This is a genomic window from Brevibacillus ruminantium (assembly GCF_023746555.1).
In the GTDB taxonomy this organism is placed as follows: Bacteria; Bacillota; Bacilli; order Brevibacillales; family Brevibacillaceae; genus Brevibacillus; species Brevibacillus ruminantium.
In genome coordinates this window covers 2,347,712-2,370,081 of record NZ_CP098755.1, presented here as the reverse complement: position 1 = coordinate 2,370,081, position 22,370 = coordinate 2,347,712, and the positions used below count along the sequence as shown (strand labels likewise).

Sequence of the window (22,370 nt, the reverse complement as noted above, 5' to 3'; positions counted from 1 at the left end):
AACACATGAAGAAACAACTTCTCGATGTGGCGATTATTGGCGGAGGACCCGCAGGGTTGAATGCGGCCCTCGTGCTGGGACGGGCGCGAAAAAACGTGGCGGTGATTGATGAAGGCCGTCCCCGAAACGCAGTGACTCGTGAGGCCCACGGGTTTCTTACCCGCGACGGGATCAGTCCGAGCGAGTTTCGGCGGATTGCGCAGGAAGAGATCAGCGCGTATCCCTCTGTGTCTTTCGTGGCGGATACAGCCGTGTCGATTGCGGGAACGAACGGCCAGTTTCAAATTGAGACGGCGCAAGGACAAGCTTTTGAAAGCAAAAAGGTATTATTTGCCGTCGGCATGAAGGATCGTCCGTTGGACATTCCAGGACTTGCGGAGGTATACGGGAAAAGCGCCTTTGTCTGCCCGTATTGCGATGGTTGGGAATTAAGGGATCAGCCGCTTGTCATTATTGTTAAGGGGGCTGATCTCATGCATTTTGCTCCACTCATATCCGGATGGACGAACCGTTTTACCATCTGCACGAATGGCCCCGATGAGCTGACGGATGCTCAACGCGAGGAGCTCAGCCAGCATGGTGTTCCCGTATTCGAATCGCCGATCCGATCCATCGAATCAAACGACGGAATTGTGCAGCAAGTTGTTCTTGAAAACGGGACCACCGTTCCATGCAGGGGGATCTTTTTTAAACCGGAGCTGGTTACGGGATCGGATTTGCCGAGAGCCATTGGATGCGACATCACAGAAGCGGGATCAGTCGTCGTCGATCAGTTTGGGAAAACGAACGTTCCGGGCGTCTACAGCGCTGGCGATGCGGCAACGCGAATGCATCAGGCCATTGCCGCCGCCTCTATGGGCTCATTTGCCGCCGCGGCTATCAACAATGAGTTGAATTTGGAGGCTTGGGTGAGAAACACGAGCGAAATTTGAGTCTTTCGTGGCTGGTTGCGTAATCAATCCCCAAAAATCGGCGATCATTTTTCGGTCAAATCCCGAAAAGCGGCCGCCGATTTTCTTTATCGTAGTTCCCTTTTGATTTTAACGTTTTTACTCTTTCCCCACGGTTTGAAGACCGATATCGCGAACATCGCGGAAGTGCTTAATGAATATGATAGTGTGTGTATCTAAATGGACACTAACCAAAATCTAAAAAAGGATAAAATCGAAGGACCACATTCTCGAAATTTCATTGAACGCTCCCACCACTTAGCTTTTACTCGCGTTCGCTTGAAGTGGGGGATTCTTGGGTAATGACTTCTACCGAAGCCAAATGTACCAAGCGATCCCTGTGCGACCCACAGTTAAGTTAGGATGATCCCTAACAATCGAAGTCCTTCTTGCTCAATATTCTTACTTGCATTAATATCGCGATCATGGACGGTTCCACACGATGGACATTCCCATTCACGTAGATTGAGATTCTTTACCTCTTTATGTCGATATCCACAAGAGGGATGGGAACATAGCTGACTGGATGGGAACCGTTTGTCTACGATGCTGATGATTCTACCGTACCATTTCGCCTTGTATTCAACCATGGTACGAAAAGCAGCCCATGATGCATCTGCGATTGATTTTGCCAGCTTGTGATTTTTGGCCATGTTTTCCACCTGCAAGTCCTCCATACAGATCACTTGGTTTTCGCGAATCAGTCTGGCAGAGAGCTTGTGGAGAAAGTCGTTGCGTGTGTTGGATATTTTTTCATGTAAGTGAGCAACTTTGATCCGTGCTTTTTCCCGGTTTTTCCCTCCTTTCTTTCTACGAGAAAGGATTCGTTGCCATCTGGCTAGTTGCTTCTCATACTTTCGATCGTTCTTTGGATTCGCTATTTTTTCTCCAGTGGAAAGCGTAGCAAAATCCTTGATCCCAAGATCAACGCCTACCGTTTGTTCTCCTTGTTCGAATGGTTTGATGGCCACTTCACAGAGAATGGAAACAAAGTATTTCCCGGATGGTTTGCGTCTGATGGTAGCAGACAAGATCCGTCCCTCTATTTCTCTTGACTTGACACATTTCACAAGTCCCAGTTTCGGAAGTTTCACATGATGACCGACCATTCCTATATTTCCATTGGTGTACTTCGTTGTGTAGGATTGCACAAGATTCTTCTTACTTTTGAATCTGGGCCGATCATTTTGTCCCTTGAAAAACCGCGCGAAGCTGTCTCCCAAATTCTTTACAGTCGTTTGAATGGCAATGGAATCTGCTTCTTTTAGCCATCCATACATGGTTTTGAGAGCAGGAAGTTGTGAGGAGCAACGACGATACGTTAGTCCTTTCCCTGTTTCCTGATACGATTGATTCCACTTGTCGAGGAAATGATTGAACACAAACCGGCAGCATCCAATCGTTTTGTTGATGAGCGTGGCCTGTTCTGGTGTTGGATATAGACGGAATTGAAACGCTTTGTATTGTTCCATGGAGTTTCACCCCCTTTAAGAACACTTGTTCTTAGTCCAGTTTACCATGTAATTCCAAAGAAGTCGACCATTCATCTCCCACTTATAGAAGGTAGGAGTCTTCTGGTCAAATAATGATAAAAAAAGTGAAGTGTCCGTTTTGATGGTTCAACCCGATTCGCCCTCCATGCAGCTCGACAATGTTTTTGGCAATGGAAAGGCCCATGCCTGCACCGGGCGACCCGTGATGGTCGTTTCTTGACGGATCAGCTTTATAAAACCGTTCGAAAAGCAGTTTCTCCTGCTCTTCCGGGATTGGTTTCCCCCTATTTTCAACCGCAAAATAAATATGCTGCTCATCCGCTGACAGCCGTACCGTGATTTCACCCGGCTTTACCGAAAACTTGAGCGCATTCATCAACAGGTTATCGATGGCGCGGACCATTTTTTCAGTATCGACATAACCGTAAATCGGCTTCTGATCCAGAAACGTACGAACCGTGAGCGATTTTTCCAGCGCAATCGGTTCGAATTCATTCATGATCTGCTCCAATAAACTGTTCACATCCACCTTCGTAAAAGAAAGGTTCGCCGCTCCACTTGTTAATCGTGTGTATTCAAACAAGTCGTCGATCAGCTTCTTCAGCTGTTGAGATTTGTTGTAGGCGTTGTTGATATAGCGCTTATGTTCATCGAGATCTTCGAGATTATCATTCTTCAACAAATTCAAATAACCAATGATGCTGGTTAAAGGCGTACGCAGATCATGGGAAACACTCGTAATCAGTTCCATTTTCGAATTTTCGATTTGGCGTTCCCGATTTATTTTTTCCTGGAGCTGCTCAGCCATAAAGTTAATGCTCTTGGCGACTTCTCCCAGCTCGTCTTCATTGGACGCTGGCAGCCGATAATCCAGATTCCCGCCCGCTATGGTTAAGAGGCCTTCGGCAAGTGTCCGCAAATAACGAACAATGGGGCGCGTGAAGAGGAAGAAGAAGAACAAAAACGAGACGATCATAAAAATGAGATCGCCAATCACCCCAAAAAACATAAGATCGAGCGATAAATACGTGAGAATATATGATAAAGCCACCATACAGCTAAAGCTTAGAAAAGCTGCCCAGAACATTCGGATTCGAATATTCTTTTTCCAGCTTAAAGTGGAAAGGAGCTTTCGTTTCTGCTTCTTATTCAACCTTATACCCCACTCCCCAAACGGTTTTGATATACCTAGGCTCTCGCGGATTGTCTTCAATTTTTTCGCGAATATTGCGGATATGAACCATGATGGTGTTATCGGATAAAAATTTGTCCTCTTTCCACACGCTTTGGTATATTTTTTCCACATTAAACACATGTCCACGATGGCTGGCCATCAGCTCCAGAATCGAAAACTCGAGCGGAGTGAGCGATACTTCTTTACTGCGCACCGTCACAACATGGCGATTTTTATCGATGATCAGATCGTTAATTTCGATAATCCCACTGTCGGACACGGACTTGCTGCTACCTCCTCCCGCCAGCTTCTGCCTGCGAAGCTGCGCCTTTACCCGAGCGATCAGTTCCAGTGGATTAAACGGCTTGGCGACATAATCGTCAGCCCCCGTCGTCAGCCCGGTTATTTTATCGATATCCTCGCCTTTGGCGGAAAGCATAATGATCGGAATATTCGACATTTCACGGATTTTGAAACACGCTTTAATCCCGTCGAGATTGGGCATCATTACATCCAAAATGATCAGATCGACTGCTTCACGGTTCAAAATTTGCAAGGCCTGCAAGCCGTCCTCGGCCTCCCATACATGAAACCCTTCATTTCGCAAAAAAATATGAACCACATCTCGAATTTCCGGATCGTCATCGACGACAAGCACTTTGTGAGTCAAGCTTTATCACTCCTTGAAAAATTTTGCTGTGGCCAACCACAGAGGACATGACGTGAATGTCTAAAAGAAGAAATCATTTCTACTTAATGCAAAGCTACCACATTTATATACAAGTGTCTCTGAACCTCTATACCTTCATTTTTTCCTTCGGCTCAGCCGATCAATCACTCATTTTTCAAATAACCGAACCACACACCTAACAGCAAGCTGATAAACACACCCATGCGTTTCAAAACAAAGGCGGGGACCAAGTGAAAAAGCCTGCTTGCCGTTACCGGTTTCGACAGACGTATACGAATGCCGGAGGTATATTCAAAGGGACGTAATGAATATGCTCAATATCGAACAGGCTGCTGAGCTGGTTTTTCATCTGCAGCGAGTATTGAAAGGCGATGAATAAACCGCCCGGCTTCAGTGAGGTTACGATTTGTTCCATAAGCTGGTCACGCAATTGCTGCGGAAAGTTGAAAAACGGCAGTCCGCTCACAATACAGTCCAAATGTCCGATGTGTTCTCTCCGAAGTGTATCATGTAGCACGCACGCATCGGCGTAACCGGTATACGCAGGGAATCGTTGTGCCAATTTGTTGCGCAAGAATGTATCCTTTTCAAAAAGCAAGACCTTCGCATTTTTCATATTTGCTGCTTCGATATATTTGGTGATAGCCCCCGTGCCCGCCCCTAACTCAGCAATATGCTCAACCCGATTCCAATTCACCGGTTCGAGCATTTTTTTGGCCAAAAACATTGAGCTTGGCGTAAGGCTGCCGATTTGTTTTGGATCCCGTAAAAATTTGTACAGAAACAACAGCTTCTCTTGAATCATGTGTATCATAAGTCTCCCTCCCTCAGATCAGTATCCTTATGCTAAGAAAAATATCTTCGGAACGAGCAAAGGAATTTCTGAAAAATTTCTGAAGTTGAGCGGAACGTAAAGAAATACCCGCCAATTCACATAATTGACGGGTTTTCTTATCTGCTGCTTCTATGCTGCAAACGGCCCTTGCTTGTGTCTATTCGTATCCCTGTCTTTTCTTCCCCCAGACTTCCATGATCATCGAACTTACAAATACCGTGCAATAATTCGAACCAACTTGGCCGGGAACTCATTCAGATCCGAAATATCCAAAAATCTCTCATTCCCATAAATTTGTTGAATGACATCTTTGTCCTGCCCGATTGCGGCTGCCAAAAATGCAATTCCTTTCCGTTCATATTCAGCTATCGTTTGTTGCATGTCTTGGGCCGCATAAACTCCGGTATAGTTGTCCATAGCCTTGGGTTGTCCGTCGCTTAAACTGATCAATAGCTTTGTCTCTTGAGGAGCAGCCACTAGCTTCTCCGCAAGGATTCTAAGCGCCATGCCATCTCGGTTATTACTTCTTGCACGTATGTTCATGAGCCTGAATCGATCATGGGAATCCGCGTTATTAAAATCAGCATACGCAAATAGCGACATTTGCTCCATCTTGGACACATCGGCTGTATCACCGTAGATCAAAATGGGGATCTTACAAATTTGACAAAATTCATATACCGCAATTACCGCGCGTTTTGCTGCCTCCAATCTCCCGAATGCCGCCATCGATGCTGATTCATCAATTCTCAGGCCTACCACTAGGGAGGGAGATTCCGTCGGAGGGAGTTTCTTGGCAAAATACTTGTAATCCCGGTAAGCTACGCTTTCTGCTTGAAATTTGGTACCGTAATAATGATTTCTCGCAAATTTAGAAGATACCTCATGCTCCAACAACGGAAGCGTTTTTCTGGCGATTTCCCTTACGACAGGCATTAGCTCCTTGCTTAAGGCGATATACTCCTGTTTATTTTCCGGATTGTATTCCGGACGGTGCACAATCAGCTTTACCCCTTTATGAATCGATTCGGACACAATCTCCCGCGCATCTCGATTCAGCTTTTTCCGGAAATCACGTTCTTTTTGCTTCGCATCCACCGACTTTGGGTCAGGATTTGCCTGATGAACCATCGGCAATCCATTCTCTCCCAAATCCGAGCTTTCCGTTACATTAGAATCATCGGAAGCACTGTCAGATGAGTTTTCATCACTTTCAGCGGACTTTTTCAAAGCAATCCCTGTTTCTCCTTCATTGTTGGCAAGATCAGAGCCCGAATCATCTACACTTCCCCAAGTTCTCATTTCCGCCGTGTCTACAATCCGTTTTTTTTTATCCCGACCTCAATTTCATCGATCTTCTCTACCAAACCATGCGTTTTAAGCGCTTCTTCCAGTATTTTTATTTCCTCTGAATCGGTCGTAATTTTGTAAATAACCTTGTGATACAAAGATTCAATTCCCGAAGCACCTGCGGCAAATGCGTCTACCCAGTAGAAGTAGGAACGCATGCCGGCTACACCTTTAATCGCATTTGCCCGTGCTGTTTTGTCCAGGACCATAATGGCTTCTGCTAGAACGTCTAAAACCTGCTCATTTGCGTAGCCTGTTTTCGCCTTCGCACGATCGATCATGACTTCTTTCGTAGGCAGATCCATCTTTTCCGTATGCTGAACCCTGTCACGCAATGCTTCGTTTAGCGGCCTGGCCCCTGCATAACTGCGATTTGTGGTAATGACCGCAATAAAATCCGGATGTCTGTGTATGATTTCTGTTGGAAGATTGATGCTGCCGTCCAGCTCCAAAGCCGAATTTAGAGCCATTAACACCGCGGCATCGCGAATAACGTTTGGCTCCTGAATTTCCAGAAGATATCCTTTCTGAAAAGCTCTGACGATTTCAGACGGGTAGAAGCGATATTCAACGGCTTCACCCTCCATATTTTTCGAGGCCTTCTTCAATAATTGCTTCATCTTTCGTGCTGCAGCCTCCTGAGTAATACCGAGTACCTCCATCATGACTTCCGTTGCGCTTTGAAAACCATCGCTCTCATACAGTGCTTGCAAGACGCTTTGGTCCGCAGGGTCCATTTTCTCTAATCTTTCGGAGGAAATAACCGGCAAAATGGCGCCAATAATATCCGATTTATCCATATCGGCAAAACAGGTCACTTTCGTATACGGAAGCCCGAAATTTGCGGACAATGCTTTGGCAAGCTGAGTTTTACCGGAACCGGCGTCACCCTCCAGCAAAATATTGGCGATTTTCATTTCCCCGCGATTCCAATTTCGCTTTATTTCTTTACAAATGCGCCGTTCTTCTTCGCTAACCTTATGAGAGAAAGGCTTTTTCCAAATAAGTTCTTTTTCTGCATCTGACAGTTGCCTCGCGGGTGACAAAATATATTCATCGTTATGCATGATTGTTCTCCTTTCTAAATAGTGTTATGACGTCAATTCGCATCTACTTATTTAGTGAATTAATAAATTAGTGATTTACTAAATTACTTGCTTATCTTAACTGATAACTTCTCCTTCGTCAATCTGTTATCTGCCATCCATTTTTGAAGAAGAATACTCGTTGCGTAACATATATAGCCGGCACCCCCCTTTTACAATCAGCGCCGCCCATAAAAGAAAACAGCGGCACACTCTGACTTATAAAATAAAGTCCTAGTCTACCGCTGTTTCATTGAACTATCGTTCTTTGATCGTTGAAAAGTGCTGAGGATCAATCACTTACGAATCAAGCATGAGATACCAATAAATTGCTATCTCATCACTATCTTTACCTAGACCTCTGTAGACGTAGGAATCGAAACCTCCGATGACAAAACCACAGCTTTCGTAGAATTTACATGCACGGACATTATTACTTTGTGTCTCTAGCATGATTCCCGTCATACCGTTATCCTTCGTCCAACGTTTAGCCTGTTCGATTAGTTTTTTACCGACACCGTATCCTCTATATTGCTTATCAACTTTGATATCTTCCACATAGGCATATTTGTTCCAATTTCTTTTCAAAACAATTTGACCCACAACTTGATTATTTACGAGCGCTAAATAAATGATTTGATGGGGATTGCCGATATAGTTCGAATAATCCTCAACAGTGTCTTCTTCAACCTGTTCATCATCGTAGCTTTTATTTCTAGGAGGTATCTCCTTCACCGTAAATCCGATTCGCTGTCCCATTAGTTGCAAGACAAGGGTAGAGTCCACGATAAAGCTCCCATCAATGTTTGCACCACACTCATTGTCCCCTGCCCTCAGTTCCCTAATGAAAATATCCATATTCATCCTCCAATATTTATAAGAAAAAACGTCAGGGGCAAACACCCTGACGGTCCTTTCGTTTCCTGCGTATGTGCATCACTCATTATTGAGAACGATCCCTCATGTCTACATGCCGGTTCTGTAAATTCTTTGATTCACTCTGTTACATCGTTTTTCGGACTTCCCACCATTGTCGATACGGGATAAGGAAAAGGAAACCGATCCCTCCCAGGACCAGAACGGCAATATTGATCAGTATCAGGTTGCTGTAATGAAATGCGGCAGCATCGGTTACAGTCGGAAGGAGCGGGAAAGCGAGCCATGATTTTGTCAGCAAACCTCCGACAGTGGCCACTCCAATCCCTTCGCCCAGGAAGCAGGCAAAGTTCAACAAACCCATGCCCGAGCCGGATTCCTCGGGCCTCAGTGTGGCTGCAACGAAGGTGGATACGACGGTTTTTACTAATGAAAGTCCGCCGAATGTCAGAACTACGGCGCCAGAAACAAGCCATGGCGTTCGATCCGGGAATAATGAAACGATCAGAAAACTTGAGCCGATCATGCTTAAGCCTGCCGACATTGTGAATACCTTCCCTAACTTATCGACCAATGCACCACCGACAATTCCGAACAGGGCGACACTGACTGTCCCGGGAAACAAGACACCGATTCCGATCAGACTTGTCGGTAGTTGATGGACCTCTTTCATCATATATGGAATCATGGATACATACCCGGCGACTGTTCCCAGCAGTATGCTTCCCGTGAGCACACCGATAATAAACGTTCGCTTTCCTAACAAAGAGGGTTCGATAAAAGGTTGTTCCGCTTGTCGAATACGTAGGCCAAATGCCAAGAAAAACAGCAAGCACACGGCCAGATATCCCCACTGGTATGCCGTCATAAACAGCGTAAACGCTACAATCCCGCCACTTAACAAAGAGGCGCCGATGACATCGGTCTTTCCTTTTACTGAAGTTTCGTCAGGAATGATTCTCATGAATATCGGAATCGTCAGAAGCATCATCATCGGCAGAAGGAACAACATGAACCAATGGAGATACTCGGTCACAACCCCTCCGATCACAGGAGCGATTCCTTCGCCGCAAGCTACCATCGAACCCACCATACCGAAAGCTTTTCCATGGTGTTTCCTATCGATATATCGCGTAATGATGACCAAAATCAACGCCGGAACAGCAGATACTCCTGCTCCTTGTATCATTCGAGCCGCCAATACACCCGGATACCACGAATGGAAAAACAGCCCTAGCAAGGACCCCGCTCCGTAGATCCACAAACCGAGCAGGAGCAGTTTTTTCGAACCATACAAATCGGACAGCTTCCCATACACTGCCGTCCCAATTGCAAACGTCAGTATAAAGCTGGTATTTACCCAATTCGCTGCCGAAGGCGTGATACGAAAATGGGTAGCGATATCCGGTAGCGATACATTAAAAATGGTCTCGTTGAGAACGCTGAAAAATGCAAGAAAGCTAAGCCAGACGATCGATTTGGTATGGCCGCCTGCCATCAATAACTTCTTCAATTGGTTAACCCCTTAATAACGCAAGGGGAATCGCGCAGTTTACAGGGCCAATGATGCGTATTCCCCTATTTTTAGTGCCCTTTTCTGCATGGTGTACCTCATAGTAACGCCTCCCAATAAGAGTAGCTCATGAATTTCGAACTGGTATATTATACCACAACTAATTCACTGTCGTTAATAACCCATTTCCTTTAAAATTCTTGATAACGTACGCAGCCGCTCGCCGATCAACTCTCCGTCTTCGCTTAACGCCTGGTTGAACAGTTTGACATCCTCATTTATTTTGTCATTGTCCGTACATATTGCCACCGTCATGGCATATCCTTGCAGTCCAATTCGGTCGATGACAGGCTTCTGCGGATCATAAAAATTCTCGTATCGATAAGCCTCTTGAAAATGCTCCATGGTCCTACAGATAAGGATTGACAAATCTAAAACGCGATGAAGCGGCAGTTCCTCTGACTGTCTGGACCATTTTTCTCCCGTATATCTCCATACTTTGGCGGAAATATCGACTTTTCCTCGATCGTTCCACTGGGCCAATCCCAGGGAGAGGCCTTTCGCATCACTGTTTCTAGCGAATCTTCCGTCAACCTGCTCGTAGTTTTCTGAAACAATAACAGGCTTATGCTTTAACGATGTAGGTATTTTCAATTTCATTACCTCTTTTCATTTACTAAATTACTTAATTACTAAATTGATAGCTCATTTTATCTGATTTCTTATCATTAGTCAATCCGCTGAGGACTTCATGCAGATTGACATTTATGCAAATCAATGTTAAATTTTCGGACACTAATCCCTCCCTTCTCAAATCGCAGGAAATCCTGCGAACTGAAAACTGCGATTTTTGAAGGAGGTTACATGAATGATGGCATTGATAAAAGCTAAATATATTTATGTAGAATATATGGGCCGCGAAGTCTTGAATATCGATAAGAAGCACTGGAGAATTTAATGAAAAACTACACTGGCACAATTGTTTTCATATCACACGATGTCCGTCTGCTGGAGAACGTTGCCGATATGGTATTTGAAATTAAGGATAAAAAAATGATTCGAAAGGCTTAGCTAGGTTTGCCTCGTTGATTTGAACGAGGCCAAGGCCAATAAAATGTTACTTTACAGAGATACAACACTTCTGGTTGTATCTCTGCTTTTTTGATAATCGCTCACTCAGCTACCAATCTCTATTTGTTGGCATTGGCGTCAGGAACTTTGTCCGCTACAAGATTCAAGACAATGTTATGTTCAAGGAACGCCTTAAGTCCACAGGGCTGTGCGGCTTCACGACCTAAACCGGACGCTTACATGAAGATAAGAACATTCTTTTGTATACTTAATCATAGCCGGAACGATAAGGTAAGCAGCTAAAGGAGATCCATACCTAATGAAATCTGACCGTATTAAACTCCCACCGGGATTTTGGGCGGGATTACAACAATTAGGGATTGCCCCACACGATGTAGCTCGCAAAGCGCGTCTGCCGCTCACCATTATTACAGAACCAGCTGGAGTCACCACCGCCCACTATTTCAGAATCTGGCAAGCGTACTCCGATCTCGTTGGTGACACTGCCACCGGAATCATCAAGCTTGTAACAGTCTTTGAAACAGCACAATACCCACCAACCGTCTTAGCGACCTATCATGCTCGTAACTATCGCGACGCCCTTAACCGAATGGCCCGGTACAAACAGCTGTGTCCTCCAGAAAGCTTGCGAATAACCGAAGAGGGCGAGCTCTGTACGATCGAATTGGAATGGATACGCAGCGAGCAACCCGGACCTCCCGTGCTGGTTGGAACCACACTGGCCTTTCTTCTGGAGCTGGGGCGCCGGGGTACGGGCCAACCTTTACCTGCACAGTCCGTGGAATTTTCTCAGCCGATGGGCGATGCAGCGGCCCTCGAAGCTTACTTCGGGTGCCCGATTCGAATTGGTGCAACCGCTAACCGATTAACACTGCATCGAAGAGACCTGGACCGCCCTTTTATTTCGTATAATAAAGAGTTGCTGGAGATCCTGACCCCTGTATTGGACCGAACATTAGATGAACAGCGCAGCCGTTCAGCCGCCGAGATGGTCAAGTGGATATTAAAGCGCAGCCTATCCGGAGGGCGCCTTGACATTCGGGCTGTGGCGAGCGACCTGGGCATGAGCGATCGTACTTTGCAGCGCCGTCTAACTGAAGAAGGCACAACTTTCACGGAGTTGTTGACGCATGTTCGGCATGAACAGGCACGAAAATACTTGGCAGACCCTAAGCTCGATATCAAAGAAGTGGCTTTCTTAATTGGATATGAAGACCAAAACTCGTTTTACCGCGCCTTTCGCCTTTGGGAAGGCGATACTCCTTCCAATTGGCGTACCGAATATTTAGGGGCAAACCCGCCGTCATAGAATCCGCAACCCTTCCCCTTCTAAGCAAGGCTAGCCGTTTTCGAGTTTCATTATTTGGCGGCTTAAACAAGAAATTTGGCGTTATACGCTAGTTACCGAACGATTCGGATGAAGTAATATAATCTCTATCCGGAGCACTTGGCTGTTCCAAGAATAACTTCTAATCAGCTTGCCATGAATGACACCAAAGGAGACATGTGTTATGGATATGGGATTAATGAACAAAACAGCTATGGTAACAGGATCAACGAAAGGTATTGGGAAAGCAATTGCCATTGAACTTGCCAGAGAAGGCGTCAATGTCCTCATTAATGGACGAAATCATGAAGAGGTAGAACGAACCGTAAATGAACTGAAGTCGGAGTTCCCGGCTACTTCCCCTCAGAATGCTACAGCTGATATTGTGGATAAGCAGCAAAGAGAGGCTTTATTTGAGAAATATCCCCATGTCGATATTCTGGTTAACAATATGGGCATTTATGAAATCATGTCATATGAGGACGTTGACGATGAAGTATGGGAAAAGTACTTCCGAACGAATGTCCTTGCCGCGAATGGATTATCTAAGTTTTATTTGCCTCAAATGTTGAAAAACAATTATGGACGAATCATTTTTATTGCAAGTGAAGAAGCGGTCATGCCTTCAGGGCAAATGCCCCAGTATTGTATGACCAAATCGATGTTATTATCCCTGTCAAAAAGCTTGTCTAAACTGACGATAGGAACGGAAGTCACATCGAATACAATCATGCCAGGACCAACGCTTTCCGAAAATGTATATCAAATCATTGAAAGTTTGTTTCCTGATGATATGGCATTTCCGGAAAAAGAGAAAAAATTTATGGCTGCGAACCTGCCTCAATCAGAAATACAGCGGTTTATCAAGCCTTTTGAAATAGGCAGGCTGGCTGCATTCCTATGCAGCCCTTATGCATCCGCATTTAAAGGTTCTCCGATCCGGATGGACGGGGGCATGGTGCCTACAATTTTTTAACAACTTCGCAACAGTAGGATACTCCTATGTATGAACCAAAGCAAAAAGGGTACGAGCGTTTAATAAACCAAGCCAGTCTAACACTTTATACTCGTGTTTTGACTGGCTTTTTGTACAGTAGCAGCCCTGCTGGAATTGTTTCTGTTTTCGTTCTAGAACTTTACAATGCACTCTACCACTTTCAGAACGCCCAATATACGATTAACAACAAAGTCCCTAATGCTACATTGAGCCATCCAAGAAAACGGGCTACACTTTTTTCCTTGTTCATCTCCGCCAGCGCATAACTTCCTACATCCAACCGTAACATTAACAACCCAGTAACCAACCATAAGGATGTAACGTAACCGATATAACTCGTAAACCCAGCGTAAGGCATGGCTTGTAGCCCCCTCAATTTCCAATTCATCCTGTCTATTATTTTGCTTTCATACCGACACGGCGAATTCGCGATTCTACTTTAATATCGACTGAAATGTCTTTGTACATTTCCTGCCATCGCTCTTTCGTTTTGATTTCCCGATTCCAATATTGAGATTGTTTCGCACGAACATATTCGCCAAAACCGAAAATATCGGATTGTTTCTTCTGTGTTTGTTCAATTAAACCTTTGTACAGCTTTGCAATCGCCTTTTCATCCTCCTGTCTGAGTTTTTCAAGGATATCGGAACTATTTATGGGAATTTGCTCGTTCAATTTTTCCTCTAAATTAAGCTCAACTCAGATGGAGACAGTAATATGCGGACGTCCGTTTTTGATCTGAGTCTCAATTCTTGATTTCCGATGGATTGCATACAAAGTCGCCATCGATTTCCTGTCCACGTTCACCATGCCCCGATACCCAGCGGGATTGATCCCTTTAATCCCCATGTACCCTGCGATTTCGATAGGCTTCGTTACACCTACCATTTTGCTGCCTTTAAAATAAGCTAATCCTTTAATTTCGATATTATCTTCTTTCATCTTTTGCACATAAGGAAGAAACCCTTCCTGCCCTTTCTTTGAGGAATTGCTCCAGAACATACCGACATAATCGGTTGGAAGTTTGCCTACCTTGATGGCGTCATCCAACGTCGACATCAAATACAGCGTCGGCACACGTTCCAACTTTGGTGCGGCCTTCATTAATTCTATCGCAGGTCCTTTCGAAATCATCATCCAGGCCATTCTGCGCACTTCTGAATTGCGTCGAAAGAAATCATTCAAATTTTGCAATCCTTTTTTGGCCACGGCTTCGGATACAACAATGACGCGTAAATGCCCGAAGAAGAGTCTCCCCGAAATCTGCTGATCTAAATTCATAAGGGCATCATCGATTGTGTGACCCACTACCTCGATGACCCAAACGGTTTGTTCAACTCCATTGTTTCCTCCTCCCCCTCCTCCGCTTTCGCCCGGTCCGAGCGGAATTCTCCCAGGAAGCGCGATCTGCACGGCGATGCGAATCATGTCTTTATGAGGTGCTGGGAATTTCCCGCGAAGGTGTGAAATTTCGTCCTCTTTTTTTTCAGCTTCTGGGCCCGCCTCATCAATTGAAACCCCCAATACGACGGCACGATTTTCGATTTCGAGACGATCCCAGCATCCTGTCAGAATCGGAAACGCGAGGAGAATGACACACAGAAACTTCAGCTGTTTAATCCATGGGCTTATCCTCAACACGATCCCCTCTTTTCCTGCGAAGAATAGCGATCAACAACAACATTCCCGGATAAGCGATCGTAATAATGAGACCGACGCGGCCGACTTTTTGAATGATTTCATACATATGCATGATGTTTTGAGGGAACATAGCCATAATAAAAACAATCGGCAATATGAAAAAAGAAAACAGTCGATAGTCGCGTAAGCGAAAAAGTTTGCTCGCTGAGTGAATCGTAAGAAAATAACTTGAAAAAAGAGTGGTAAACACGGCGGTCACCCAAACAGCAAGAAAGGCGGCATCCAGTCGTTCCAAAATATTCGCTGGCAAGGAGGTCGCTTTGGCTAACTCCAGTGTCGGCCAGAGCAAAAACTTGATCTCTTCGGCGCCGAACACGCTGACAGCCGCCACGACAATCGAAACATACAGCCCTCCTGCGATTACCATTCCCCATATACTAGCCTTCATCGCCTTCTGGGGTCGACGCATGGCTGGAATAACTGCAGTCACAATAAAGGACCCTTGAAACAAGGCAGCTATCGTAACAACGCCAAGCAGCATACCGCCCGGTTCGTTTCCCCAAATAGGCTGAAGATTGATCACCTCGGCATTTTTCAATGAGAGCACGACGATCAACAGACCTGGTCCCAGAAGGATGGGAGTATAGAAATAATGAATGTATGCGAATGTCGTGATGTTATTGCGAGTCGAGATAGCTGCCAAAAGCAGCATGACAATTACAGTGACCTCCACAGGAGTTCTTGTCAGAACCGATGTCACGACTACTTCACCAAACTCACGTGCGGTAAGAGAAGTTAACACTGCAAAGAAGGCGACGATGAATACACTGCCGATCCATGCGAACCATTTTCCGATAATATCCTCGCTGTATTGAACGATGGATTTCGTCGGAAAACGCATACCTAGCACAGTAATCAATGCCAGCCCAACAAAGCCAAGCAGGACGCCTAATAGCGTGACGAGAGGAGCACCAGAGTCTGCTGCCCGAACAGCAAAAAGGGGGAGGGCAAGAACGCCGACACCTATAATGGTACTAACAAGAATTGCCGTTGCTTGAAATACGGTTATCTGACGGGGATGCTCCATCGTTAACGCTCCTCCTTCCGCCCTTTGGATTTTAACGGATCTAACTCAACGCCTTGCGATTCATTAAGCTGTTCCACCGTGCTACTGTCCACTCTGGTCTTATCTTGAACATGTAGAAATACAGGTCTGCTTTTCATCCACCATAACGGCCCGCGTATGAGCAAATCTTTCATTCCCTGAAAGCTTCCCGGAACCAGAGGGCTCAAGTAAGGGACGCCGAACGATTTTAATGAAAGAAGATGATTCACGATGAGAATCAAACCGATCATGATGCCGTAAAGGCCAAAAATTCCAGCTAAAACAATGAGCGGGAATCGCAGGAGCCGTAGGGCTAACGCTGCATTGTAGGCAGGAGTAGCGAATGACCCGATCGTAGTCAAGGCGATAATAACAATGGTGATGGGACTCGCAAATCCCGCAGACACTGCTGCCTGTCCGATAACGAGTACACCGACGATAGAAAGAGCGCCGCCGACCTGTTGGGGCAATCGGATCGTTGCTTCCCGCAATACTTCCATGGATATTTCAATCACCAGCACTTCGATGATCGCCGGGAAAGGAACGCCAGCCCGCCCTCCTGCTACAGCTACTGCAAATTCGGTCGGAATCAATTCCGGATTGAAGGAAATAATAGCAACATAAAGAGACGGAAAGATTAGAGAAAAGATCAAGGCTACAAACCTTGCCAGGCGAATTGCACTCATCAGTACAAATCTTTCCGTATAGTCCTCTACTGTCTGATAAAACTGGTTGAAGATAGTCGGTACGAGCAGTGCTAATGGGGAACCATCGACCAGAATGGCGACCCTTCCTTCCAACAGGTTGGCGACGACTTTATCCGGCCGCTCCGTATACTGAACTTGCGGAAATGGGGACACATGATTATCCTCGATAAACTGCTCCAAATAACCCGAATCGAGCACCGCTTCGATATCGATGTTGCTAAGACGTCTATTTACTTCCTCTACAAGATCTGGGCTTGTAATACCCTCCATATAACAAATCGCGACTTTCGAATTCGTCCTACGGCCGAGTTGCATCGTTCGGACACGAAAATCTGTCGTCTGTAACCGATATCGCAGTAAGGCGATATTCGTCCCCAATTGTTCGATGAAACCATCACGAGGCCCACGAATCACCTGTTCGGTTGCTGGTTGGTCCGGTGACCTATTCTCTATACTGCGCGTACCGATTAGAAAAGCTTCCTCCAACCCCTCGATGGCTACGACAGTCTCTCCGCGTAACAAACCCTTGATGAGTTGCGTAAACTGGCTTTCCAACATACCTTCGCTGTGATACAGCGAATCGTAGAGCAGGACATCCTTTAATTGGGAGGATTCAATTTCCTTTCCTTCCAAATGGGGAGGCAAATACATGAACGGTTTTAAAATATTGATATTAATTGAAGCTTGATCGATCATATTCGAAAAATAAAACATGACTGCCGGATACTTTCCGAATACGTGAAAGCGGCGAATCGTAAAGTCGTCATTCATTCCTAGTATTCGCTGGATCGAGTCGATCGTATGTTCCAAATCGCCGTTTATTCTCACGGTCTGGTGTTGTTCTAATACTTGATCCCGCACACTAACAGCAGCCCGTCTTTTTGATTTTTTATACCATTTTAAAATCGACATTTTTGCACCGTCCAATCGTAACTTCATGCACTTGATTGCTGTATTATTGGAATCAGTTCGCCGCTCTGATTACAGGGCTATTGGGAAGCGCTCATGCCTGGACGACTCTCGTTCTCCCATTCTTTCCCAAAGGAATGGACGAAATACATCAGGTCGATTACTTTGGCATCCCCATCCTCGGCTCACTCGGCGGACTTCAGACAATAGAAAAAAGCCATGATAGACTGTTGTGCACGCTATCATGGCTTTCCTTACTGCCTGTATGCTTATCTCTTTTGTTTTAAGATATGCCCCATAAAGTTTAACATGGTCATGGCCGCAACTCGTGTCGTAGAATTCGTCGGGTCATATTGTGGTGCTACCTCTACTAAATCAAAGCAAATGACATTTCCTTTTTCTGCGATGCCGATCAGGATGTCATTTAAAAAGTCGTAGGAGAATCCGCCTGGTGAAGGAGAACCCGTTCCTGTAGCCAAGGAAATATCAAAACAATCAATGTCGATAGTGACATAATACTTTTCCGCCTTAGGGATTTTCTGCAAAACGCCTTCTACTCCCAACTGCATGGCTTCCTTCGCAGAAATCAATTTACTATGATACGCTTTCGCTGCGTCAAAATCCTCTTTTCTGCTACTACCAAGTCCACGTAATCCGATTTGCACCATTTCTTTTATATGGCTCATTTCTGACATTCTCCTCATCGGACTTCCATTCCCCAAACGCTGTCCACCTGGAGCATCCGACCAGTCAAGATGGGCGTCTAGTTGGATCACTGTCACGTCCCCTTCCGCTTTCAAGCCTCTTGCGATGGGAATAGAGATAGAATGATCGCCGCCCATAATGGCAGGTATCGCCCCCTTTTCTCTTATTTTGCTTACCGCATACTCAATCGCAGTAAATGACCCTTCAATATCTCCATGGACTACATCTGCGTCTCCAACATCAACAATTTTGAAAGGCGCTCCCAAAAATACCTCATCTCTTTCTGGATCATAAAATCCTGCATCGCCGCGTGCGTAATGTGTAGAAATCTCGCGGATGCGTCGTGGGCCAAAACGGCATCCAGATAAAAAACCAACTCCTGTATCATAGGGAACTCCCAGTACAGCTACATCGGCGTCCAGTTGTTCCAAGTCGTCGCAAATAGGATATTTTGCGAACGTACAAATTCCGGTTATGGGCATGTTTACTTTTTTCATTTTTGATCCTCCACAAGTTTTTTATTCAATGAATCCGGTCATGACTCCTTGAGCAGACCGAGATTATTGGATCAACAAATCAAGTCAATGCGCAAAAAAGTTGGTAAAAATTACTATAGAGGGAACCCCGACGATATCCACGAGCATCGATCCGCTGACCGGGATAATGAAAAATGCCTTTTTCGAAACGACTCCGTATTTCTTGGTGATAGCATCCATGACGGCGAGAGCATTCGCCGTCGCACCTAAACCATGACCGATAAAACCAGCTGCAAGTAAAGCTGCGTCGTAGTTTTTACCTGTGACCTTGAAAATGATTAACCAAGCAATGAAAATGATCGCGATGGTTTGTGCAAGTAAAATAATGAGGAGTGGAACAGCAAGGTCATATAATTCCCAAATTTTCAGATTCATCATCGCCATGGTTAAAAAGAGCTCAAGCGCTACCATCGAAAAGACATCCAGTATTTTACTATCTATGTGCACGATGTTTTTCTTATTGTTGAAGGAAGCAAATAGTAAACCGACAAATAAACTGAATACATGACCGGGGATCGTGAATCCGGTTACGTAGGTTAGCCATTTTGCGACGTTTGTACCAAAAGCCAAAACGAGTAAGATGACTGCCACTATGGTCAAGACGTTTTTATAATTGATGCTCGCCACCTGGTTCTGTTTTTCAGGTTCATCGACACTTCTGGCCCAATTGTCATCCGTTTCAATCTTCAACTTGTTCTTTTTAATCAGCCAGTTTCCCAGCGGACCTCCGATTAAACTACCTGCGACTAAACCATATGTGGCGGCGGCCAGTCCCACAGTTAGCGCCCCCGTTCCTCCCGCAGCTTCAATGGAAGGCGCCATCGCAGCTGCCATTCCATGACCACCTTCTAGTGCTGCTGAACCGGATGCAATGCCAAGCAACGGATCTATTCCTAGCAACGACGCCAGGGCAACACCAAACCCATTTTGAAAGATTGCCAACCCCCAACAAACGAGGATGTAAAAAAATAAAACTTTCCCCCCTTTTTTGATTAAAGAAAGACTCCCAGCCAAACCGATCGTGACGAAGAAAACAAACATAAGCAAATCGCCTATCGTGGTATCCGTTTTCAATTGGACGACATCAAATTCTCTCAGAAGCCAAACGATCACCGCAAAACTAAATCCACCGATAACCGGGCTTGGTATGCAATATTTCTTAAAAATATCGACTTTCTTGTTCAACCACATACCGAGTAAAAGAAGAAAGATTCCCACGGCTGTCGAAGTAATCAGGTTCAGTTCCAAAACTCCTTCATTGATGATCACGAATAACCTGTCCCCTTTCCATATAGGATCGTCGACGTCTTACGAATAAGACTATCACGTAAGCGCTATCAAAAATAATGTGAGAGATTTATCAACTAATAGATAATGTCTATTAGTAAACTCATCCTCAATAGGAAAGCCAGCATGCACCAGCCGGATACCGTCGCAAACTGGCTTACTGGCTTTACCCTTACTCGACACTTATTCGAACATTTTTTTGATATAGGAGACGATCGTAGATATTGTTGCATCCTTCACATGCACAAGGGCAATGCTGGTTTGAAACTCATGTGGCAGAGTGAGGGGAATTTTTTTCATCCTCTGGTTTTGCACTTCATCTTCTACTGCGTTTTCAGGGAGGAAACAGATACCTATCCCTTTCATAACTAATCTTTTTGCCGCTTCCATATTATCGATATCGACAAGGAGATGTTGCTGGAAATTGACTTTTTCCAATAAATTCGTAATCCCCAACCATTCCGGTGAATTATGGTCGTAGAAAATAATATTGTGATCTGCCAATTGTTCGATCGATACACTAGTTTCCTTTTGAGCCAACGGGTGGTCTCTATGAGCGTATAAGCCAACAGGAAATTTCATCAATACCTTGGATTCGATACGTGGATGCATCAGCTCTCGGATGAGGCCGCAATCCACCTCGTGGTTCAGCACTTTGGATAACGATGACTCTGAATGATCAGATACAATCTTGAAACGACAAGCTGGAAATTGTTGTTGCAGTACCGGGAGTATGATAGGGATAACATAGTTTGAAATGGAAATGGAACAAGCAATTTTTACCTGATCGGGTATATGCAATTGCTGGTTCATTTTATATACGGATTCTTGGTACTCACGTAAAATTTTTTCAGCGTACGGAAGAAAACTTTTGCCGGCATCGGTTAGCACGCATTTGTTCCGGTCTCGTACAAACAGTTTTTGCGCGACGTCGTTTTCTAGCGATCGTATCCGTGCCGATATCGATGGTTGAGATAAATACAACGCTTCCGCTGCTTTATTAAAACTTCCGAATTGTACGACATAGATAAACGCTTTTATATTTTGGATGTTCACTTTCTTTACCCCCTTCTTTTCCTCAGTGTTGCCAAAGCACATTTGCATTTAAGTTTCAGTCATAAACCTTGCTAGAAGTGGGAATCGAGTGCAGATCTTGAAAAAAGGATAAGTCAGACTATCGATTTCTTCCGCGATCCCGTTCGACTGGGATTTCATTTGAGCAGAACAAGTACTACTGAATGACATGGCTACCAATCCGAAATTAACGTCGAAAAGGTTCATAGCATTGAGGGACGCCATGAACCTTTTTTATCATTAAAGAAAGGGGGTACACGATCGGTAGGGAAGCAACACATTCTTGGACATTTACTACGCCACGCAGTTTTTGAAACGGAATAGCTAGAATGCGTAAGCCTGACTATTCATTTAATCCCTTTCCATCGAGAATTTGCTGCATACATTTTTCAATCCTTGACTCTCTCGTTTTGGATTGTTTGGGCGTTGAAAAATGAAGAATGTAGGCTCTTTGACGTCCCGGCGTCAATGCTTCAAAAGCAGTTTTCAAGGCAGGGATTTCATCGAATTTCGTTTGAAGTTCTTGAGGAACTACGTATTCTGGAGTCTTTTTAAAATTCACTTCTAAACCGGATTTTTCAATTTCAATGGCTTCATGAATATAGGCTTTCAAGATGGTTTCCATTTCAACTATTTCTTGAAGATTGGTGAACCGAATCTGGCGCGCCGACTGTACATTCTCCGTTTGTTGGATGAGAATCCCATGGGAATCCTGTAACAAGGCACCTTTGTGAAACAGTAGCGCACAATATTCTTTAAATCCATGTATCAAAACGATGTTTTTTTTCTCAAACGTGTAACAAGGATGCATCCACTTAAATTCTTCAGTCAGCTCGCAGTCAAGAACAATATTTCTCAACTTCTCATATTCTGCCTTCCACTTTTTCGCTTTACTTAAAAATTCATCAACCTTAGGATTCGTTCTACTCTTTGTCATAAAGGGACACCCCTCACTGATTTTTCTCGATCAAGATCCCTCTTAATTAGACACCTTTTGGTGTCCTTATCATAGGGCACTAAATG

The 22,370-nt window shown here is 44.8% G+C and carries 19 protein-coding genes and 1 pseudogene; 3 read left to right on the top strand and 17 right to left on the bottom strand.

Going from position 1 to position 22,370, the window contains the following annotated elements; genetic code table 11:
- The first annotated feature begins 5 nt into the window (after positions 1 to 5).
- Complete coding sequence (locus NDK47_RS11660) at positions 6 to 932, top strand: NAD(P)/FAD-dependent oxidoreductase (protein WP_251874980.1); 927 nt, start codon at positions 6 to 8, stop codon at positions 930 to 932.
- Positions 933 to 1,303: 371 nt separating this feature from the next.
- On the opposite strand, the gene tnpB is transcribed toward NDK47_RS11660, so the two are convergent.
- From tnpB to NDK47_RS11615, 9 genes are all read right to left on the bottom strand, one after another.
- Positions 1,304 to 2,422: an IS200/IS605 family element RNA-guided endonuclease TnpB gene (gene tnpB / locus NDK47_RS11655; RefSeq protein ID WP_251874979.1), complete on the bottom strand. Its 1,119-nt coding sequence runs from the start codon at positions 2,420 to 2,422 to the stop codon at positions 1,304 to 1,306.
- 106 nt (positions 2,423 to 2,528) lie between these two features.
- Positions 2,529 to 3,596 (bottom strand): sensor histidine kinase, encoded by a 1,068-nt coding sequence (locus NDK47_RS11650; protein WP_251874978.1) that lies wholly within the window; start codon positions 3,594 to 3,596, stop codon positions 2,529 to 2,531.
- Positions 3,589 to 4,287, bottom strand: coding sequence for a response regulator transcription factor (locus NDK47_RS11645; RefSeq protein ID WP_251874977.1), 699 nt, complete (start codon positions 4,285 to 4,287; stop codon positions 3,589 to 3,591). The genes NDK47_RS11650 and NDK47_RS11645 overlap by 8 nt, the downstream gene beginning before the upstream one ends.
- A gap of 271 nt (positions 4,288 to 4,558) precedes the next feature.
- Complete coding sequence (locus tag NDK47_RS11640; RefSeq protein ID WP_251874976.1) at positions 4,559 to 5,122, bottom strand: class I SAM-dependent methyltransferase; 564 nt, start codon at positions 5,120 to 5,122, stop codon at positions 4,559 to 4,561.
- A gap of 228 nt (positions 5,123 to 5,350) precedes the next feature.
- Entirely contained in the window at positions 5,351 to 6,445 is a 1,095-nt protein-coding gene (locus NDK47_RS11635; protein ID WP_251874975.1) for a vWA domain-containing protein, read from the bottom strand.
- Between the two features lie 11 nt (positions 6,446 to 6,456).
- Positions 6,457 to 7,560: an AAA family ATPase gene (locus NDK47_RS11630; protein ID WP_407653409.1), complete on the bottom strand. Its 1,104-nt coding sequence runs from the start codon at positions 7,558 to 7,560 to the stop codon at positions 6,457 to 6,459.
- Between the two features lie 318 nt (positions 7,561 to 7,878).
- Entirely contained in the window at positions 7,879 to 8,436 is a 558-nt protein-coding gene (locus NDK47_RS11625) for a GNAT family N-acetyltransferase (protein WP_251874974.1), read from the bottom strand.
- 145 nt (positions 8,437 to 8,581) lie between these two features.
- The gene (locus tag NDK47_RS11620) at positions 8,582 to 9,952 is read right to left on the bottom strand and encodes an MFS transporter (RefSeq protein ID WP_407653436.1); all 1,371 of its coding nucleotides are present in this window, start codon (positions 9,950 to 9,952) and stop codon (positions 8,582 to 8,584) included.
- 189 nt (positions 9,953 to 10,141) lie between these two features.
- Positions 10,142 to 10,621 carry a DUF6530 family protein gene (locus NDK47_RS11615; RefSeq protein ID WP_251874972.1) on the bottom strand — a complete coding sequence of 160 codons (480 nt, stop codon included), beginning with the start codon at positions 10,619 to 10,621 and terminating at the stop codon, positions 10,142 to 10,144.
- 736 nt (positions 10,622 to 11,357) lie between these two features.
- On the opposite strand from NDK47_RS11615, the gene NDK47_RS11610 reads away from it, so the two are divergent.
- Both NDK47_RS11610 and NDK47_RS11605 read left to right on the top strand, forming a co-directional pair.
- Positions 11,358 to 12,368, top strand: a complete 1,011-nt coding sequence (locus NDK47_RS11610) for an AraC family transcriptional regulator (protein ID WP_251874971.1) — start codon at positions 11,358 to 11,360, stop codon at positions 12,366 to 12,368.
- 202 nt (positions 12,369 to 12,570) lie between these two features.
- Positions 12,571 to 13,362, top strand: a complete 792-nt coding sequence (locus tag NDK47_RS11605) for an SDR family NAD(P)-dependent oxidoreductase (protein ID WP_251874970.1) — start codon at positions 12,571 to 12,573, stop codon at positions 13,360 to 13,362.
- A gap of 181 nt (positions 13,363 to 13,543) precedes the next feature.
- Here the strand turns inward: NDK47_RS11605 and NDK47_RS27820 are convergent, their stop codons facing one another.
- The 8 genes and pseudogenes from NDK47_RS27820 to NDK47_RS11570 form a co-directional block, all read right to left on the bottom strand.
- On the bottom strand, positions 13,544 to 13,672 hold the full coding sequence (locus NDK47_RS27820; protein WP_407653435.1) for a CLC_0170 family protein: 129 nt from the start codon (positions 13,670 to 13,672) through the stop codon (positions 13,544 to 13,546).
- Positions 13,673 to 13,779: 107 nt separating this feature from the next.
- A pseudogene (locus NDK47_RS11600) lies at positions 13,780 to 15,024 on the bottom strand (Ger(x)C family spore germination protein).
- Entirely contained in the window at positions 14,999 to 16,111 is a 1,113-nt protein-coding gene (locus NDK47_RS11595) for a GerAB/ArcD/ProY family transporter (protein ID WP_251874969.1), read from the bottom strand. Before NDK47_RS11595 ends, NDK47_RS11600 begins: the two are co-directional and overlap by 26 nt.
- A gap of 2 nt (positions 16,112 to 16,113) precedes the next feature.
- The gene (locus tag NDK47_RS11590) at positions 16,114 to 17,775 is read right to left on the bottom strand and encodes a spore germination protein (protein WP_251874968.1); all 1,662 of its coding nucleotides are present in this window, start codon (positions 17,773 to 17,775) and stop codon (positions 16,114 to 16,116) included.
- 239 nt (positions 17,776 to 18,014) lie between these two features.
- Positions 18,015 to 18,947: an agmatinase gene (locus tag NDK47_RS11585; RefSeq protein ID WP_251874967.1), complete on the bottom strand. Its 933-nt coding sequence runs from the start codon at positions 18,945 to 18,947 to the stop codon at positions 18,015 to 18,017.
- A gap of 84 nt (positions 18,948 to 19,031) precedes the next feature.
- Complete coding sequence (locus NDK47_RS11580) at positions 19,032 to 20,255, bottom strand: sodium/glutamate symporter (protein ID WP_251874966.1); 1,224 nt, start codon at positions 20,253 to 20,255, stop codon at positions 19,032 to 19,034.
- Between the two features lie 201 nt (positions 20,256 to 20,456).
- Complete coding sequence (locus tag NDK47_RS11575) at positions 20,457 to 21,329, bottom strand: LysR family transcriptional regulator (protein WP_251874965.1); 873 nt, start codon at positions 21,327 to 21,329, stop codon at positions 20,457 to 20,459.
- A 361-nt stretch (positions 21,330 to 21,690) separates the two neighbouring features.
- On the bottom strand, positions 21,691 to 22,284 hold the full coding sequence (locus tag NDK47_RS11570) for a YdeI/OmpD-associated family protein (protein ID WP_251874964.1): 594 nt from the start codon (positions 22,282 to 22,284) through the stop codon (positions 21,691 to 21,693).
- Positions 22,285 to 22,370: the final 86 nt, after the last annotated feature.

Coding starts and splice junctions, on each gene's coding strand:
- NDK47_RS11660 (WP_251874980.1), top strand. CDS start 6: ATGAAGAAACAACTTCTCGATGTGGCGATTATTGGCGGAGGACCCGCA.
- tnpB (WP_251874979.1), bottom strand. CDS start 2,422: ATGGAACAATACAAAGCGTTTCAATTCCGTCTATATCCAACACCAGAA.
- NDK47_RS11640 (WP_251874976.1), bottom strand. CDS start 5,122: ATGATACACATGATTCAAGAGAAGCTGTTGTTTCTGTACAAATTTTTA.
- NDK47_RS11635 (WP_251874975.1), bottom strand. CDS start 6,445: ATGAGAACTTGGGGAAGTGTAGATGATTCGGGCTCTGATCTTGCCAAC.
- NDK47_RS11630 (WP_407653409.1), bottom strand. CDS start 7,560: ATGCATAACGATGAATATATTTTGTCACCCGCGAGGCAACTGTCAGAT.
- NDK47_RS11625 (WP_251874974.1), bottom strand. CDS start 8,436: ATGGATATTTTCATTAGGGAACTGAGGGCAGGGGACAATGAGTGTGGT.
- NDK47_RS11620 (WP_407653436.1), bottom strand. CDS start 9,952: ATGGCAGGCGGCCATACCAAATCGATCGTCTGGCTTAGCTTTCTTGCA.
- NDK47_RS11610 (WP_251874971.1), top strand. CDS start 11,358: ATGAAATCTGACCGTATTAAACTCCCACCGGGATTTTGGGCGGGATTA.
- NDK47_RS11605 (WP_251874970.1), top strand. CDS start 12,571: ATGGATATGGGATTAATGAACAAAACAGCTATGGTAACAGGATCAACG.
- NDK47_RS27820 (WP_407653435.1), bottom strand. CDS start 13,672: ATGTTACGGTTGGATGTAGGAAGTTATGCGCTGGCGGAGATGAACAAG.
- NDK47_RS11595 (WP_251874969.1), bottom strand. CDS start 16,111: ATGGAGCATCCCCGTCAGATAACCGTATTTCAAGCAACGGCAATTCTT.
- NDK47_RS11590 (WP_251874968.1), bottom strand. CDS start 17,775: ATGAAGTTACGATTGGACGGTGCAAAAATGTCGATTTTAAAATGGTAT.
- NDK47_RS11585 (WP_251874967.1), bottom strand. CDS start 18,947: ATGAAAAAAGTAAACATGCCCATAACCGGAATTTGTACGTTCGCAAAA.
- NDK47_RS11570 (WP_251874964.1), bottom strand. CDS start 22,284: ATGACAAAGAGTAGAACGAATCCTAAGGTTGATGAATTTTTAAGTAAA.